13 protein-coding genes and 1 pseudogene are annotated in these 17,441 nt (G+C 66.7%); 8 read left to right on the forward strand and 6 right to left on the reverse strand.

Features of this window, described 5'->3' with window-relative positions:
• Positions 1 to 26 precede the first annotated feature (26 nt).
• The 3 genes and pseudogenes from tyrS to AABQ55_RS14295 all read left to right on the forward strand — a co-directional run.
• Positions 27 to 1,280, forward strand: a complete 1,254-nt coding sequence (gene tyrS, locus AABQ55_RS14285; protein ID WP_272805467.1) for a tyrosine--tRNA ligase — start codon at positions 27 to 29, stop codon at positions 1,278 to 1,280.
• Between the two features lie 214 nt (positions 1,281 to 1,494).
• Positions 1,495 to 2,421 carry an IS110 family transposase gene (locus AABQ55_RS14290; RefSeq protein WP_272805468.1) on the forward strand — a complete coding sequence of 309 codons (927 nt, stop codon included), beginning with the start codon at positions 1,495 to 1,497 and terminating at the stop codon, positions 2,419 to 2,421.
• A gap of 123 nt (positions 2,422 to 2,544) precedes the next feature.
• Positions 2,545 to 3,725, forward strand: a pseudogene (locus tag AABQ55_RS14295) (IS481 family transposase); the annotation flags it as partial.
• Positions 3,726 to 3,806: 81 nt separating this feature from the next.
• On the opposite strand, the gene AABQ55_RS14300 reads toward AABQ55_RS14295, so the two are convergent.
• The gene (locus tag AABQ55_RS14300) at positions 3,807 to 7,169 is read right to left on the reverse strand and encodes a YhdP family protein (protein WP_272805469.1); all 3,363 of its coding nucleotides are present in this window, start codon (positions 7,167 to 7,169) and stop codon (positions 3,807 to 3,809) included.
• 176 nt (positions 7,170 to 7,345) lie between these two features.
• Between AABQ55_RS14300 and AABQ55_RS14305 the strand changes: the two genes are divergently transcribed.
• The 5 genes from AABQ55_RS14305 to AABQ55_RS14325 all read left to right on the forward strand — a co-directional run bounded on the left by AABQ55_RS14305 (position 7,346) and on the right by AABQ55_RS14325 (position 12,160).
• On the forward strand, positions 7,346 to 7,813 hold the full coding sequence (locus AABQ55_RS14305) for a peroxiredoxin (protein ID WP_272805470.1): 468 nt from the start codon (positions 7,346 to 7,348) through the stop codon (positions 7,811 to 7,813).
• 22 nt (positions 7,814 to 7,835) lie between these two features.
• On the forward strand, positions 7,836 to 8,663 hold the full coding sequence (locus AABQ55_RS14310) for a ferritin-like domain-containing protein (protein ID WP_272805471.1): 828 nt from the start codon (positions 7,836 to 7,838) through the stop codon (positions 8,661 to 8,663).
• Between the two features lie 94 nt (positions 8,664 to 8,757).
• Complete coding sequence (locus AABQ55_RS14315; protein WP_272805472.1) at positions 8,758 to 10,047, forward strand: M23 family metallopeptidase; 1,290 nt, start codon at positions 8,758 to 8,760, stop codon at positions 10,045 to 10,047.
• A 193-nt stretch (positions 10,048 to 10,240) separates the two neighbouring features.
• On the forward strand, positions 10,241 to 11,740 hold the full coding sequence (locus tag AABQ55_RS14320) for a DEAD/DEAH box helicase (protein WP_244765459.1): 1,500 nt from the start codon (positions 10,241 to 10,243) through the stop codon (positions 11,738 to 11,740).
• 9 nt (positions 11,741 to 11,749) lie between these two features.
• A complete protein-coding gene (locus AABQ55_RS14325) occupies positions 11,750 to 12,160 on the forward strand; it encodes an NUDIX domain-containing protein (RefSeq protein WP_272805473.1) in 411 nt (136 codons plus the stop codon).
• On the opposite strand, the gene AABQ55_RS14330 is transcribed toward AABQ55_RS14325, so the two are convergent.
• From AABQ55_RS14330 to AABQ55_RS14350, 5 genes are all read right to left on the reverse strand, one after another.
• The gene (locus AABQ55_RS14330) at positions 12,161 to 14,377 is read right to left on the reverse strand and encodes a TonB-dependent receptor domain-containing protein (protein ID WP_272805474.1); all 2,217 of its coding nucleotides are present in this window, start codon (positions 14,375 to 14,377) and stop codon (positions 12,161 to 12,163) included.
• Positions 14,378 to 14,485: 108 nt separating this feature from the next.
• Positions 14,486 to 14,803: a TfoX/Sxy family protein gene (locus AABQ55_RS14335; RefSeq protein ID WP_272805475.1), complete on the reverse strand. Its 318-nt coding sequence runs from the start codon at positions 14,801 to 14,803 to the stop codon at positions 14,486 to 14,488.
• Between the two features lie 3 nt (positions 14,804 to 14,806).
• Entirely contained in the window at positions 14,807 to 16,417 is a 1,611-nt protein-coding gene (locus AABQ55_RS14340; protein ID WP_272805476.1) for a molybdopterin-binding/glycosyltransferase family 2 protein, read from the reverse strand.
• A complete protein-coding gene (locus AABQ55_RS14345; protein WP_272805477.1) occupies positions 16,414 to 17,112 on the reverse strand; it encodes an XdhC family protein in 699 nt (232 codons plus the stop codon). The genes AABQ55_RS14340 and AABQ55_RS14345 overlap by 4 nt, the downstream gene beginning before the upstream one ends.
• On the reverse strand, positions 17,112 to 17,438 hold the full coding sequence (locus AABQ55_RS14350) for an XdhC family protein (protein WP_272805478.1): 327 nt from the start codon (positions 17,436 to 17,438) through the stop codon (positions 17,112 to 17,114). Before AABQ55_RS14350 ends, AABQ55_RS14345 begins: the two co-directional genes overlap by 1 nt.
• Between the last annotated feature and the right edge of the window lie 3 nt (positions 17,439 to 17,441).

Genomic DNA, 17,441 nt, shown 5'->3' on the forward strand with positions numbered 1-17,441 from the left:
GAGCATCCCGGCAAGAGAGACAGGCCATGTCCGAATTCAAATCCGATTTCCTCCGCACGCTGAAAGAGCGCGGCTTCATCCACCAGATCTCCGATGAAACCGGCCTCGACGACCTTCTCGCAAAGGAAACCGTGACGGCCTATATCGGCTTCGATCCGACCGCGCCGAGCCTGCATGCCGGCGGCCTCATCCAGATCATGATGCTGCACTGGTTCCAGAAGACCGGCCACCGCCCGGTCTCGCTGATGGGCGGCGGCACCGGCATGGTCGGCGACCCGTCCTTCAAGGACGAGGCGCGCCAGCTGATGACGCCGGAGACGATCGACAGCAACATCGCCAGCATCAAGAAGGTCTTCTCGAACTACCTCACCTATGGCGAGGGCCCGAAGGACGCGCTGATGATCAACAATGCCGACTGGCTGCTCGGCATCAACTACCTCGAATTCCTGCGCGATGTCGGCCGGCATTTCTCCGTCAACCGCATGCTCTCCTTCGACAGCGTGAAGCTGCGCCTCGACCGCGAGCACTCGCTGTCCTTCCTCGAATTCAACTACATGATCCTGCAGGCCTACGACTTCGTCGAATTGAACAAGCGCTACGACGTGCGCCTGCAGATGGGCGGCTCGGACCAGTGGGGCAACATCATCAACGGCATCGACCTCGGCCACCGCATGGGCACGCCGCAGCTCTACGCGCTCACCTCGCCGCTCCTGACGACCGCCTCGGGCGCCAAGATGGGCAAGTCTCTCTCCGGCGCCGTCTGGCTCAACCCGGACATGCTGTCGGCCTATGACTTCTGGCAGTACTGGCGCAACACGGAGGACGCCGACGTCTCGCGCTTCCTGAAGCTCTACACGACGCTGCCGATGGACGAGATCGCCCGGCTCTCCGCGCTCGGCGGCGCCGAGATCAACGAGGTGAAGAAAATCCTCGCCACCGAGGTGACGGCGATGCTGCACGGCCGCGAGGCCGCCGAGCAGGCCGCCGAAACCGCGCGAAAAACCTTCGAGGAAGGCGCGATCGCCGAGAACCTGCCGTCGATCGAGGTGTCCGCCGGTGAGCTCGAAGCCGGCATCGGCCTCCTCACCCTCGTCGTCAAGGCCGGCCTTGCCGCCTCCAACGGTGAAGCCCGCCGCCATGTGCAGGGCGGCGCGGTGCGCATCAACGATGCCGCCGTTTCCGACGAGCGCCGTGTCATCGGCACCGCCGACGTTTCGGGCGACGGCGTGATCAAGCTCTCGCTGGGCAAGAAGAAGCACATTCTGGTGCGCCCGGCCTGACCACCGCCTTCTCCCCCGTCATCCTTGGGCTTGACCCGAGGATCCTGTGTGTTTGGTCTGATGTAAGATGGTTGCGGGAAGGAGGCCGAGAGGATCCAGGCCGCCGTTTTTGACGGCAGGCCGCGGCATGGCTTGGTCCCTTCCCGCTTCGCCCATCAACCTGAACAGTTGCATGGGGCTGTCGCCACAGACCCCGCACACAGGAGCAGGCGCCATGACGATACACCATACCTTCATCGGCTGCGACATCGGCAAGGACATGATCGACATCTTCGATCCGAAAACGGCCAGGTTCTGCCGCATCCCCAACGAGCAGACCGCGCTGTCCGCTTTTGCCTGTCGCCTCGACCCGGCCACCGACCTGGTCGTCTTCGAGGCGACAGGTCATTGCGACCGGCTGCTGCGCCTGTGTCTTTCGCAGGCCGGCATCGCCTTTGCCCGCGTCAACCCGAAGACGGCCCGGCGCTTTGCCGAAGCGCGGGGACGGCTGGCCAAGACCGACCGCATCGATGCCCGCTCGCTTTGCGAGATGGGAACCATGTTCGGCCTGACGGCCGAGGCGCCGCCTTGCCCGGTGCGCGAGCGGCTGGCGGCCCTTGCCCGCCGCCGGGATCAGCTCGTCGATGCCCGTGCAACCGAGCGCCGGCATCTTTGCGATGCCTTCGATCCCGCCGTCCGCGCCGACATCGAGGCCATGATCGCCATCCTCGGCGAGAGGATCGCCTCGATCCAGGCTGCGATCGACGAGCAGATGAAGAATGGACATCTCGCTCAGCAGGCGCACCGCCTTACCTCCGCGCCCGGCGTGGGCAAGGTGACAGCCTTGACCCTGCTGGCCCATATGCCCGAACTCGGCAGCCTTTCGCCCAAAACAGCCGCAAGCCTTGCCGGCCTTGCCCCCTTCAATGACGATTCCGGCAGGAGAAACGGCCGCCGCCGCATCAAGGGCGGCAGGCCAAGGGTGCGAAAGGCCCTCTACATGGCGGCCCTCGGCGCAATCAAGGCCTCAGCGCGCCTGCGCGCCTTCCATCAGGCCGTCTCAGCCAGAACAGACTCCGCAAAGGCCGGCATCATCGCCGTCGCGCGAAAGCTCATCACGATCCTCAATGCAATGCAGCGCGACAAAACCAACTTCGCTTGAACACAGTTGCCACGCGGTATCCTCGGCGGTGGATGGTCGGGCTTGATGTACGGCCCTGATACATACCTGACAGGTGTTTGCAGACATACCTGACACTTTTCGGATTGTTTCCGGGAGGTTTGGATGGTTTGGCGGGCGAGGTCTGTTGTGGACGAGCGATTGGAATTCTGCCGGCTGGCAGGGCTTGAAGGGGCGAACGTCTCGCGGCTGTGCGCGCGTTTCGGGATCAGTCGGCAGACGGGCTATGTGTGGCTGGGCCGATCGAAGGCGGGCGAACCGATGACGGATCGCTCCCGCCGCCCGCATACAAGCCCGCGCCGGACGCCGGCCGATCTGGAACGATCGGTGCTCGATCTGCGTGATGACCATCCGGCCTGGGGCGCCCGCAAGATCGCCAGGCGCCTGCAGGACCTTGGCATCGCACCGCCTTCGACCTCCACCGTGCATGCGATCCTGCAGCGTCACGAGAGGATCGATCCGGGCGCAAGGGACGGCACGGCGCCCGGCCGCTTCGAGCGCGAGGCCCCCAACCTGCTCTGGCAGATGGACTTCAAGGGACGCACGCAGCTTGCCTGTGGCCGCTGGTGCCATCCCTTGACTGTCCTCGACGACCATTCCCGTTTCGCCATCGCCATCGCCATCGCCATCGAGGCCTGCACCGACGAGACGACGCAGACCGTGCGCGACCGGCTGGAGCCCATCCTGCGGCGCTACGGTCTGCCGATGGCGATCTATACCGACAATGGCAATCCCTGGGGGACGGGTGTGCCGGGCCAGTGGACACGATTGCGCGTCTGGCTGCTCAAGCTCGGCATCGGCCTCATCCATGCACGACCCTACCACCCGCAGGGCCGTGGCAAGAATGAACGCTTCCACCGCAGCCTGAAAGCCGAGGTGCTCGCCTTTGCCGCGCCGGCCGGCCAGGCACAGGCGCAACGCGCCTTCGATCGCTGGCGCAACATCTACAATCATCACCGTCCACACCAGGGGATCGGCATGGCGGTGCCGGCCAGCCGCTACCGGCCTTCGCCGCGGCCCTTTCCCGATCCGCTGCCAGAGCCGGACTACGACAGCGGCGAGATCGTCCGGCGTGTCGGCACGACCAAAGGCTATATCAGCTTCAAAGGCATATCATGGCGCGTGCCCGACGCCTTCAGAAACGAACGCCTCGCCATCCGGCCCCTCGACCAGGACGGTCTCTACGGCGTCTTCTTCGGCGCAACCCAGGTCGCCAAAATCGACCTCACATCCAACGCTTGACTGTCAGCCATGTCTGCGAACACCTGTCACGCATCTCTCCGGGCTTTACATCAGGCCCGACCATGACGGAGGAGAGGTCTGCGGACTTTGTCGACAACCTGAAGGCCGCCTCCGGGCGGCCTTTTTCATTGGAACTCGAAGATGTTGCGGAAGACGCCGGGGGCGATGATCGACAGCGGGTTGATCGTCAGCTTCGGCTTGTCGAAGGGGCCGGAGAGCTTGAAGGTGATGCCGATCAGGCCGCGGTCGTTGCCGTTGCCGAGCAGGATGCCGATCAGCGGCAGCTCGGCGAACAGCCGGTTGAGGCCGTAGGCCGGCATGAAGGTGCCGGTCATGTCGGTCCGGCCACTGGCATCGCGCACCGTGCCCTGGAAGGTGGCGCCGACGGTTTCGCCGCGCACCACGCCGTTTTCGAGGCTCAGCGCGCCGCCGCCGGTGCGCACCTGGGCGAAGCCGCGGGAGAACTTCACCGCGCTCACGTCGATCTCGCGGCGCACCGCGTCGTTGAGGCTGCGCCCGCTTTCGCCCGCCGGCGTCGAGACCAGCGAGCGCAGCCGTTCTTCCCCGACGAGCGAGAAATTGCGGATGTCGACGGAGCCGCGCCAGATGCTGCCCGCCGTCTCGCGCAGGCGGACATTCAGGAGGCCGCCGCGCATGTGGCTGTAGATATCGGCAAAGCGCGCCACAGCGCCGGCATCGCCGCTGGTGAGCTGGATGGCGTCCGTGCCGCCGTTGCTGGCAAGCTGCGCCACCACGGGGGCGCCGCTCTTCGTCACCGCCGAAAGGTCCATGCCGGAAATGCGGCTGCCCGCCGTGCTGTAGCGGAAGCTGACATTGGAGAGCGTTTCGCCATTGAAGCCGATGGCCCGCGCGAGGTCGGCCCGGATGTTGAGGCCCTGCTTTTCGCCGCCGCCACCGCCGCTCGCGGTCTTGAGGCGTGCCAGCACGGCGCGCACATCGGCCGCCTCGCCATCCGCCACGACCGTATAGCCGGATTTGCCCTGCTCCACCTTCAGCCGGAACCGGTCGTCGGCCGAGAGCCGGACGGTGGAAAAATTCGCCGCATCGAGCCGCGTGCCGCGGAAGCTGAGATTGCCCGCCACGGTGAACCCGTCACCGGCAAAGCGGAAATCGGAAATCCGGGTGACGCCCTCCTTCGTGTCCGCCGTCAGCGTCACCTTGCCGCCGATGCCCGCGCCCTTGGTCCAGCCGATCCAGGGTATGGAGACCGCGGCCGCCCCGACATCCGCCTCCACCGTGCGCGGCCCGTCGCCGTCCTGCTCCAGCCGCACCTCGACCGGGCCTTCCACCACATCCTCGAGGCCCGGCAGCAGCGTGCGGCGGTCCCTGTTGTCGAGCGTGCCGGACAGCACCGTCTTGCGCTTGAAACCGGCCGCCTTGCCGACGGGCTCGACGAGCTCCAGGTCGAGCGTCACGCCGTCGATATCGCCCCTGGCCTTGAGGTCGGCCTTCTGCGGATCGATGGCAAGGAGGCCGCGCAGGCCCGTCACGGTGCGCCCGGCGATCGGCTTGCCGACGTCGACGGCGTCCAGCGAGAGGGCCGCCGTCCACTGCGGCGGCGGCGGGTTGTGGGCGGAGATGACGCCGAAATGCGCCTTGACCTTGGCCTTCACCTGGCCGCTGAAGTCGTCCGGCGCAAAACCGGTGGCCGGCAGGGCGCGGATCGGCCGGTAGGTCACCAGCTCCGCAATGGCGTCGGCATTGCCGGCGACGTCGATGTCCATGTCCGCCATCAGCGGCTTGGTATAGTTGTCCGGCAGCACGAAGGTGCCGCCGGTCAGCGCGACGGAGCGGCCGGACGGGAAATAGGCCGTGCCGCCGTTGATCGCGATCTCCGTGCGCGGCCCGCGCAGGCGGAACTTCCCGGACGTGTCGCGCAGCGGCGGGATCTCGCCGGCGACGTTCATGCGCGCGCCCTCGATGTCGAAGTCGATCTTCAGCTCCTCCGGGCCGAGATGCATCGGCACGCCCGGCAGGCGTTCGCGGCCTTCGGCGACGTAGAATTCGATGCGGCCGTTGGTGACGGTGCCGCCGAAAATGTTCTTGATCACCCAGCTGCGCGCCGTCTTGGCCATCCAGAACGGCCAGAACTGCTTGACGGCGGCCGATTCCAGCTCGCTGGCGATCATCACGAAGCTGACTTCCGGGTCCCGGTCGCCGAAGCGCATGGCAAGGGAGCCGGCGACGTTGCCCTTCTCGCTGGACACCGCCATCTCCTCGAACAGCAGTTTCTTCGTCTCCGGAAGATAGTAGCCGTTGACCTTGGCATCGAAACGGATCGGCGCCTCGGTGGAATCGACGGGGCGGCTCACCGCGTTGCTGAAGACGAGATCGATGGCAAAGCCCTTGTCCGGCCGGTCGGAGATCCGGTCGAGGTCGATGAGGCCGCCGGTGAAGGGAAAATGCGACTGGCCGACGCCGGCATCCTGCGAGGCGAGCTCGATCGAGCCCTTGTCGAAATTGTAGGCGACCTTGAGGGTGGACGGGCGCAGCGCGGCGGCAATGCCGTCGCCATAGACCGCGCCGGCGGCCATGGCGACGTTGAGGCCGAGCACCGGCCTCGTGCCGGCGGCCTCGCGCACGGCATTCACCGAAACATCCGCCGTCGTGTCGATGCCGGCATGCACATTGCCGTTGACGTCGTTGCCGAGCAGGAACTTTCCGAGCGCCACATTGCGGATCGAGCCGTCCAGCGTGCGCACCGAACCCTCGGCGCCCGAGGCCGTCAGGTCGATCTCGCCCTCGGCGCCGTCCATCGAGAAATGCCCGTCGATCGACATGGTGCCGTCGCCGTCGCGGGTGAATTGCAGGCTGGCGATGGCCAGCGTCACCGCCTTGCCGTCCGGCCCCTGGAAGGTCGCGCCGAGATCGGCCACCTTGACGGTCTGCATGCCGTTGGCATCGATGAGATGGCTGACGCCGTCGAGCCGCTCGAAGGTGGTTTCGAGATAGTCCGGCACGTCGGAAATGCGCAGGGCCGTCAGATCGAGGGGCTTGCTCTTGGGCAGCAGCGCCGCGTTGAACATCGCGCCGTCTACGTCGAGCCGCGAGACGGCAAGGCGGCCGGCGGCAAGACCCAGCGGATCGAGCACGATGCCGATCGAATCGGTCGCCGCCAGCTCCTTGCCCGATTCGACCTCGACGATCCGGACGTTCTCCGCCTTCAGCGCGAAACCGTTGAAGCCGGCAAGCCGCAGCACGGTATGATCGACGGAGGCGCGGTAGCGCTCCCCCAGCGCCTGGTTGAGGGCGGCGACGGCGCGGGCGTTCAGCGCGCTGTCGAAAATGCCCGTTTCCACGAGGCCGACAAGCACGGCGCCGAGAAACAGCACGAGCGCGACGGTGGCGGCGACGATGCGGCAGGCGATGCCGGTGCGGCTCGCCTCGACCGCGTGCAGGACGATGGGCTCGTGCGCCTGCGCGGACGGCAATTCATGCAGCGGAACGATGTCCTTTCTGCGGAACACGACTTTCTCGCCGCGGATTTCTCCCATCGTGCGATTGTTTCCTTTGCCCCTTTGTGCAGCGTTGTCCGTGGAATCGCTGCCTGTCGTCCGCTCGCCGCTGGACGATTCGGTGTGCCACTATATATGCGGGAAGCCGGCTCCTTGACTCAAAAAGCCGGCCAAAGAAAGGAAATCCCATGGCAGAACTGGCCCCGGGCACCGATGCCCCGGACTTCACCCTTCCGCGCGATGGCGGCGGCACCATTTCGCTCTCCGCATTGCGCGGCCGGCCCGTCGTCCTCTTCTTCTATCCGAAGGATGACACGGAAGGCTGCACGACGGAAGCGAAGGATTTTACCGCCGCGAAAGCGGATTTCGAGGCGGCCGGCGTCGCCCTCCTCGGCCTTTCGCCCGATCCGGTGAAGAAGCACGACAAGTTCGTCGCAAAACACACGCTCGGCATACCGCTCGCCTCGGACGAAAGCCTCCAGACGCTGGAGGCCTACGGGGTCTGGAAGGAAAAGAGCATGTATGGCCGCACCTATATGGGCGTCGAGCGCACGACCGTGCTCGTTGACGCCAACGGCAAGATCGCCGAGATCTGGCCGAAGGTGAAGGTCAAGGGCCATGTCGAGGCCGTGCTGGAAGCCGCCAGAAAGCTTTAAATTCTAAAGGCAAATATTTGAAATGACGGAACTTCCACATATCGAAAGCCTCCGTGGCGGCACCACGGCGGCCATCGCGGCCGCCGATCTCGACCTGAAGACGGCGCTCGCGCAGGAGACGGCGCGCCGCTGGTTCGCCCGCACGCTTTCGATGCGCTCGCCCCGCGATCCGGCCCTGCCGGCGCGGCCCGGCCGGCCGGAAAGACCGGAGCTCATTCCGCCCAGGCACATGGAGAAGCGCTCGCTGCACACGCTGAAGGGCCGCATCGCGCTTCTCCATGCGCTGGCCCATATCGAGCTCAATGCCGTCGACCTCGCGCTCGACATCGTCGCGCGCTTCACGACGGAGCGCGTGCCGCATTCCTTCTTCGACGGCTGGATGCAGGTGGCCTTCGAGGAGGCCAAGCATTTCCGGCTGATCCGCGACCGCCTGCGCGAGCTCGGCGCGGATTACGGCAACCTGCCGGCCCATGACGGGCTCTGGCAGGCCGCGCACGACACGCGCAACGACCTGACCGCGCGCCTTGCCGTCGTGCCGCTCATCCTGGAGGCGCGCGGGCTCGACGTCACGCCGACGCTGCAGGCCAAGATGCGCGAGACCGGGGACGATGCCAGCGCCGACATCCTCGACGTCATCTACAACGACGAGAAGGGCCATGTGGCGGTGGGCGCGAAATGGTTCCGCTTCCTCTGCGCCCGCGAGAGGAAGGATCCGTCGGCCACCTTCAGGGAACTGGTGCGCGCGAATTTCCGCGGGCCGCTGAAACCGCCCTTCAACGACGTGGCGCGGGCGGAAGCCGGGCTGACTCCCTCCTTCTACCGTTCCCTCGTTTCCGTCAGCCAGAGCTGATATTCAACCCGCACAACCCCTCCGGGAAAGGCTTTGTTAACCCTAACAATGTGTAATTTCCCGCACGAGACCTTGAGAATCGGTCGGGGAGTAGATGGTGGCGGAGCGTCCTGAAAACCGCGTCTTCGGAAAGCGTGCGCAGCAGCATGTCGTGATCCTCGCGAGCGGCGACAAGATCCGCCACATGACCATCCGTCCCTGGATGGCCGCCGTCACCTTCTGCTTTGCCGGCATGTTCACCGTCGGCTATCTCGCCGCCACCTCCTATCTCGTGCTGCGCGACGACCTGATCGGCGCCACCATGGCACGCCAGGCCCGCATGCAGCACGACTACGAGGACCGTATCTCCGCGCTGCGGGCGCAGGTCGACCGCGTCACCAGCCGCCAGCTGCTCGACCAGCAGGTCGTCGAGGAGAAGGTCGAGAAGCTGATGCAGCAGCAGCTCGCCCTCTCCGCCCGCCACGGCAAGCTCGACGCGCTGCTGAACCGCGCGGAGAATGCCGGTGCCGAGGCGACCGGCACCGCGCCCCTGACCGATGGCACGCCTGTCGTCGACGGGCGCCGGGCCGATGCGGTGGGTGCCATCAACGCCATCATGGGCGCGACCGGCGGCGCACAGAAGAAGACGACGCAGCTTGCCTATGCTGCGACGAACGAATCGGTCGCCGATCGCGCCGACCGGCTCTTCTCCAAGGTCACGCTCTCGCTGAAGGACCTGGAACACGAGCAGATCGACCGCATCCAGACGCTGGCGGCCGGCGCCTCGGAGACCGCCGACGCGATCCAGACCATCCTGCGCCGCACCGGCTTCGATGTCACCGAAACGGCGGAGGGCGGCGATTCGGAAACGGCGATCGGCGGCCCGTTTGTCGAGCCGGTCGACGTCACCGATCCGTTCGAGGCCTCGATCAACGACCTCGACGTCGCATTGGACCGCCTCGACAATGCCCGCCGCACGGCGCGAAAGCTGCCCTTCGGCAACCCCGCGCCCGCCAGCAGCATCACGAGCCGTTTCGGCAACCGCACCGATCCGTTCCTCGGCCGTCTCGCGCTGCATGCCGGCATCGATTTTCGCGCCCGCACCGGCACGGAGATCGGCGCAACCGGCGCGGGCACGGTCGTCGTGGCCGGGCGCAACGGCGGATACGGCAACATGGTGGAAATCGACCACGGCAACGGCCTGACGACGCGCTATGCCCACCTTTCCCGCGTGCTCGTCAGGGTCGGCGACCATGTGGAAGCCTCCACCCCGATCGGGCTTTCCGGCACGACGGGCCGCTCCACGGGCCCGCATCTGCACTATGAAGTGCGCCGCGACGGCAAGGCGCTCGACCCCATGCGTTTCCTCACCGCCGGCATGAAGCTGACGACCTATATGGATTGACGTAAGGCAAGGCGATACGCCTTGGTATGACAAAAATATCCGCCATCGGCTTCAAATCTCTCGCGGATTTACCAAATTCGCTGATTTCCTTGACTTTCCGGCACTTTCGGCATATTTGCGCTGCATCCTTGCGGCGATAGGGCCGCTGAACCTCATTGCGTTCGTAAGAACCGGAACGGAAACTGTTTTCCCTTTGACCACTTTTGCTGATCTTGGCCTGAGCCCGAAAGTCCTGTCCGCCGTCACCGACGCGGGATACACGATCCCGACCCCGATCCAGGCGGGCGCCATTCCGCCGGCCCTTGCACGGCGCGACATTCTCGGCATCGCCCAGACGGGCACCGGCAAGACCGCCTCCTTCGTTCTGCCGATGCTGACGCTGCTCGAAAAGGGCCGTGCCCGCGCCCGCATGCCGCGCACGCTCATCTTGGAGCCGACGCGCGAGCTTGCCGCCCAGGTTGCCGAGAACTTCGAGAAATACGGCAAGAACCACAAGCTGAACGTCGCCCTCCTCATCGGCGGCGTCTCCTTCGACGAGCAGGACCGCAAGCTGGAGCGCGGCGCGGACGTGCTGATCTGCACCCCCGGCCGCCTGCTCGACCATTGCGAGCGCGGCAAGCTCTTGATGACCGGCGTCGAGATCCTCGTCATCGACGAAGCCGACCGCATGCTCGACATGGGCTTCATCCCGGATATCGAGCGCATCGCCAAGCTCATTCCCTTCACGCGCCAGACGCTGTTCTTCTCGGCCACCATGCCGCCGGAGATCCAGAAGCTGGCCGACCGCTTCCTGCAGAACCCGGAGCGCGTCGAGGTGGCACCGCCCTCCTCCACGGCCAAGACCGTGACGCAGCGCCTCGTCGCCACCCACGGCAAGGACTACGAGAAGCGCGCCACGCTGCGCGATCTCATCCGCGCCCAGGACGATCTCAAGAACGCGATCATCTTCTGCAACCGCAAGGTCGACGTGGCGGACCTCTTCCGCTCGCTCGATCGCCATGGCTTCTCCGTCGGCGCGCTGCACGGCGACATGGACCAGCGGGCCCGCACGACGATGCTGGCCAATTTCAAGGAAAACAAGCTCACGCTGCTCGTGGCGTCCGACGTCGCGGCCCGCGGCCTCGACATTCCGGATGTGAGCCACGTCTTCAACTTCGACGTCCCGATTCATGCCGAGGACTATGTCCACCGCATCGGCCGCACCGGCCGTGCCGGCCGCTCGGGCGCCGCCTTCACCCTGGTATCCAAGCGCGACGGGAAGTTCCTCGACGCCATCGAAAAGCTGATCGATCAGAAGATCGAATGGCTGAGCGGCGGCATCGAAGACCTGCCGCCGCAGGCCGAGAGCGAGGAGCGCGAGCGTCCCCGCGGCGGCCGCGATCGGGGCGGTCGTGACCGCGACCGCGATCGTTCCCGTGGCCGCAAGGGTGAACCCCGCGCGACCGAAACGCGCATCGAGACCAGCGAGAGTGAAGAGAAGGTGGAAGCCGTGAAAGCTGAACGCAAGGCGGAAGGGCGGCCGCAGAATCCCGCTCGCAATCCGCGTGCCGCAAACCATAGCGCGCCGCGTCCGGCCAATGACGACAGCCGCGATCGCCGCAGCCGTTACCGCCGCGACGAGGACGACGGCCCGACGCCGCTCGGTTTCGGCGACGAGGTTCCGGCCTTCATGCTGATCGCCGGCAAGGCCTGATCTCCCCGAATGTCCATTCCAGGCATCGATGTGCCAGGCCTCGGTTGCGGCCTGGCGATTTTGCGTGAGGGCAGGCTCCTGCTCTACCGGCGCCTGCGCGCGCCGGAGGCGGGTGCGTGGAACATCGTCGGCGGCAAGATCGACCACATGGAGCGCGCCGTGGATTCCGCCCGCCGGGAGGCGGAGGAGGAATCCGGGCTGACCATCGGCGCCGTCGATTTTCTCTGCGTTTCCGAACAGATCATCGCGGACGAACGCCAGCACTGGCTGTCGCTCATCTATGTGACGGAGGATTTCTCCGGCGAGCCGCGCGTCATGGAGCCGGAAAAGCTGCCGGAATTCGGCTGGTTCGCGCTCGATGCCCTGCCCGCGCCGCTCTCTCGCTTTGCCGCCGATGCGGTGAAAGCCTTGCGGAAATGATCAGAACCGGGCCGTCGCGCCGATGATGAAGGTGCGGCCGCGGCCGTTCTTGACGCCGCCGTAATTGTCCATCAGGCCGGAATTCGCCTTCATGTAGGTCGTGTCGAAGACATTCTCGACATTGAAGAAGATCTTGGCGTTCTCGTTGATCTGCCAGGAGGCATGCGCGTCGAACAGCGTATAGGCGTCGACGTCGAAGGCCATGCTCTGGTTGATATAGGCCTGCTTGCTCTTGCCGACATAGCGCATCCGGCCGCCGACCGTGAGCGTTTCCTCCAGGAAGCGCATGCCGGCGTCGATCGTCAGGAAGTCGTCCGGCAGCCGCCCCGTGTCGCTGCCGACGCCGGCGGCGGCGCCCTCCGGCTGCTTGGTGTCGGCAAGCGTCAGCGAGAAGCCGGCATAGTAGCGGCCGGCATCGTAGCCGCCCTCCACTTCCAGCCCCTTCATCACCGTCGTGCCATCCACGTTGACCCAGCGCGCGGCACCGTCCGTGTCGATGTCGTAGGTGATGTAGTCGCGGATGCGGTTGTGGAAGTAGCCGACCTTCAGCCAGGCGGAATCGCCCGGCGTCAGGAGGTCGTCCGCCGTCATGTTGACGCCGAGCTCCCAGCCGCGGCTCTTTTCCGGCACGAGGTTGGGATTGTTGTTGATCGGGTCTGAGGAGCCGTCGAAGCTGTGGCCGCCGGGATAGAACATCTCGGCCGCCGTCGGCGGACGGGCGGTATGGGCATAGGTCACATAGGGCTGCAGCCATTCGAGCGGGCGCGCCGAGAGGGTGACCTTCGGGTTGAGGTCGCCGCCGTCGCGCGACAGCGTCTCCATCGGGCACGGATCGCCGCCGGCGGCACAGCCGTTCGTGCCCGGCGCGTCGTAGCCGCTGATGCCTTCGAGCGACCAGTAGTCGTAGCGCAGGCCTCCGGTCAGGTCGAAGATGCCGTGCGAGATCGTCGCCTCGCTGAAGACGCCCGCCTTCACCAGCGTCCCGTCCGGATTGGCGCCGCGCTTGGCATTGCCCTCGTAGCGGTCGCGGCTGTAGGCGCCGCCATAGGTGAGCTTCAGCTCCGTTTCCTCGCCGAGATCGAAGCGCATGCGGTTGGAGATGTCGAAGCCGGTCGTCGTGTTGGTGCCCTTGCGGCCGTCGAACGTGCTGACATTGCCGTTGGTGCCGTCGAATTCGAGATCGGTGATGTTGAGATAGGCGTTGATCGAGAGGTCGATCAGGTCGCTGCCGGGCTGGTAGCTGTATTTCGCCGTATAGGTCTGGTTCTCGACGATCCAGTTGTAGCCGGAGCTTCCCGGCAGGAACTCGTTGCCGTACCAGACGCCGCCGAGCGACAGCTTGTGATCGGAATTCGGCGCCAGGTTGACCTTGAAGAGGCCCGATTTCGGGTGCTGGTCGCCGGCATTCGGGTAGAGAATGCCCGAGCCGTTCTCGTAGGGGCTCTTCTTCGTGTCGCTGAGCGCGCCGACGATGCCGATCTCGCCCTCGCCCATCTCGGTACGCACGGCGCCGCTGAGAAGGCGCGAATAGTCGAAGCCGTTGGTGCCGGCGCGCACCGAGGTCATCACGCCGTAGTCCCTTCCGGGCAGCAGCACGTCGTCGACGTCGAGCGTGCGGAAATTGGCCGCGCCCGCCAGCGTGCCCATGCCCTCGGCACCCGAGACGGCGCCGCGCGTCACGTCGACGCCGACCAGCATGTTCTGCTCGACATAGAGCAGGCTGTCGAAGGTGCCGCCATGGCCGGACAGGTTGCTGAAGGTCTGCGGCACGCCGTCGATCATGCTGTTGACGCGGCCCATGCCCTGCATGCCGCGGATATTGACGGTGATGCCCGGCTGGTCCGCCGGCTCGCGCGTGAACGTGCCGGGTGCGGAGCGCAGGACCTGCATCACGTCGCCGGCATAGCGGTCCTGGATCTTCTCGCGGTCGGCGGTCGAGACGCCGGCCGGAACGTCGACGATGCCGTCGCCATTGCCGTCGCCTTCCACGTTGATCTGCTGGAGGTCGGTCGCCGTCACGTCCTGCGCGGCGGCAGGGCCAGCGGCCGCCAGCAGCGCCAGAGCAATTCCGGCAAAAGTGCAAAGCGGTTTTGCGTCCGGGATCGCAGCGAAGCAGAAGTTTGGAGCGGTTTTGCGACTGGGAGAGAAGCGGAAACGCTCCAACGCCATGGCCGTGCCCGCAAGAAGCGTCGACGCGTGGAAACGAACCTTTTTCATGGAGACCTCACCGCACTCTGCCCGCGCAATTTTGACGCGCGGACCGTCCGGTAATGGACAACATGACAATATAAGTCAAGTTTGAATGCGGTGTTTTCCGGGCGGCGGTTATTTCGCCCGCAGCGCCGCCTCGTAGGCCCGGCGCACCCAGAGCGCCATGAGGTCGGGATCGTCGAAGGCCTCGTCCGGAATGGACCAGTAGGGCATCTTCACCGGCCTGCCGCTCTTGCCGTCATAGAGCCATTGCCGGCAGCCGGCGGCCGCGAAATCCGGAGCGCTGACCGCGTCGGCCTTGAGCAGGATCTCGTCATAGACTTCCAGCGCCAGGATGCGGCCCTGGTGGTAGATGCCCTTGCCGCCGAACATGCGCTTGATCGTCACCGGTCCCAGCGCCTGGAACATCTCCTCGATCGCGTCCCGATCCATGCCCTACCCTTTCAGAACCCCGCCCGCGGCCAGCACCGCCTCCGGCGTATCGACATCGACATGCGCCGCCGCGCCGATCTCCACGTCGACGACGTCGAGCCCGGCGCTCTCGACGATATGGCGCGCGCCGACATCGCCTTCAAGCTGCAGGATCGCGGCAAAGGTGGTGCGCGGCAGCACGACGGGATTGCCGCGCTTTCCGCCGGAGACGGCCCGCACGATGGCATGGCCGCCGGCCGCGGCAAAGGCGTCGAGCAGCCGGCGCACGTCCTCGCCGGTGACATGCGGCATGTCGGCCAGCATGACGACGACCCCGTCGCAGCCCGGACCGAGCGCGGCGACGCCCGCCCGCAGCGAGGTCGACATGCCCTGCGCGTGATCGGGATTGCGCACGAGATCGACCCTGAGGCCGGAAAGCTCCGCCTCCACCTCTTCCGCCCGATGTCCCGTCACCACCAGCACGCGCGCCGGCCGGGCTGCCAGCGCGGCCTCCGTCGAACGGCGGACGAGCGCCTTGCCGTCGAAGGCGGCGAGCAGCTTGTGGCGGCCGTTCATGCGGCTGGCGCGGCCGGCGGCGAGCACCAGCGCAGCGACGGAGAGCGGCCGTTCCGCCGCGCGGGTATCGCGTGGCTGCGGCCGGCTCGGGATTTCGGCGAGAAGGCCGCCGACGCCCATGCCGGTGATCTCGGCGGGGCCCGGCGTTTCCCCGGCGAGGATGCGGGCGAGGATCCAGTCGAAACCGTTTTCCTTCGGGCTGCGCGCGCAACCGGGCGCGCCGATGACCGGCACCGCGCCCACGCGGCCGAGGACCAGCAGGTTGCCGGGATCGACCGGCATGCCGACATGCTCGACCACGCCGCCGGCAGCCCGGATGGCTGCGGGGATGACGTCGTTGCCGTCGGTGACGGCGGAAGCACCGAAGACGAGCACGAGGTCGTTGTCGGCCGCAGCCATACGGATCGCCTCCGCGACGCCGGCCGCCTGATGCGGCACCCGCACCTCGCCGGTAAGGCGGCTGCCGGAAGGATGCAGGCGCTGTTCGAGCAGCCGGCGCGTCTTGTCCATCACGGAGGGTTTCAGCGTCGGCAGTTCCGTCGCGACGAGCCCGACGCGGCGGGGCGCGAACGGCTTGACTTCCAGCGCCCGGCTGGAGGCCAGCACCGCCGCCGCCTTGCGCGCGAGATCGCCGGCCACCGCCAGCGGAATGATCTTGATCGTCGCCACCATGTCGCCGGCCGTCACGCTGGCATGGTCCGGCAGGGTGGCGATGGTGATGGCCGGATCGACCCGGTTGAACCGGTCGACGGCCGCCCGGTCGGCAACGAAGAGCCCGTTGGCGGCGGCATGGAGATTGATGCGGCCGGTCGCGGGCGGGGTGAAGGTCAGGTGGTCCGGCGGGATCGCCCCGGCGATCAGCGCCGCCGCCGCGTCCTCGTCGAGATCGCCGGCTTCGAGGCGCACGGCGATGACGGTCGCGATGCCGGCGGCAAGCAGCCCGTCGCAGTCCGCCTGCGTCAACACATGCCCCTTGTGCAGCGACAGGCCCGCCACGCGCACGCCATGCGCCAGCCGCGCGCCCAGCGCCCCGGACACCGGAACCTCCCCGAAGATCATGGTCCGGCCCCGAGGAGGGGGCGCCGGCGCAGATGCGCCACGATGTCGGCCAGGATGGCGACGGCGATCTCCGCCGGGCTCGCAGCGCCGATATCGAGGCCGATGGGTGCCGAGATGCGGGCGATCTCCGCCGCGCCGTGCCCCAGCGCCGTCAGGCGCTCGACACGCTTGGCATGGGTCTTCCGGCTGCCGAGCGCGCCGACATAGAAACAGCCGGTGGTGAGCGCCTGCGACAGCGGAAAATCGTCGATCTTCGGATCGTGCGTGACGGCGACGAGGGCGGTATAGGCATCGAGCGGCCGCGCCTTCAGCACATCCTCCGGCCAGTCGGCGACAAGGTCGATGCCGGCAAAGCGCTCTTCCGTGGCAAAGGCGGTGCGCGGGTCGATGATGGTGATGTCGAAGCCGGCGACGCCCGCCATCCGCGCCAGCGCCTGGCTGATATGGACCGCGCCGATGGCCACGATGCGGGCGGGCGGCAGGTGGACATTGAGGAAGAATTTTCGATCCTCGACCTCCACAAGGCCGGACCGGCCCGAGCGGAAGGCGCGCGCGATCGCCTCGCCGAGCGGGCCGGCGACCGGATCGCCCTCGCGGATCACCCGGTCGCGCCCGTCGCCGAGATCGGTCAGGTGGATGACGGCGCGGCGGGCGGCGCGCTCCGTGTTCAGCTTGCGCAGCAGATAGGGATCCATCAGCCGACGCGCTCCACATAGACCCGGATGCGCCCGCCGCAGGACAGGCCGACGCGCCAGGCGGTCTCGTCGGCGATGCCGAATTCCAGCAGCCGCGGCTCGCCGTCCGCAATCACCTCCATCGCCTCGCCGATGACGGCGCCCTCGACGCAGCCGCCGGAAACCGAGCCGTGGAAATTGCCCGCGCCGTCGATCACCAGATGGCTGCCGACGGGGCGCGGCGCCGAGCCCCAGGTCTCGATGACGGTGGCGAGCGCCACCATGCGCCCGTCGTCCATCCAGCGTTCCGCGATGGCCAGCGGATCGAACACGTCGTTGGTCTCCATTCT

The organism is Shinella sp. WSD5-1, from assembly GCF_963942435.1.
GTDB classification, from domain to species: Bacteria; Pseudomonadota; Alphaproteobacteria; order Rhizobiales; family Rhizobiaceae; genus Shinella; species Shinella yambaruensis.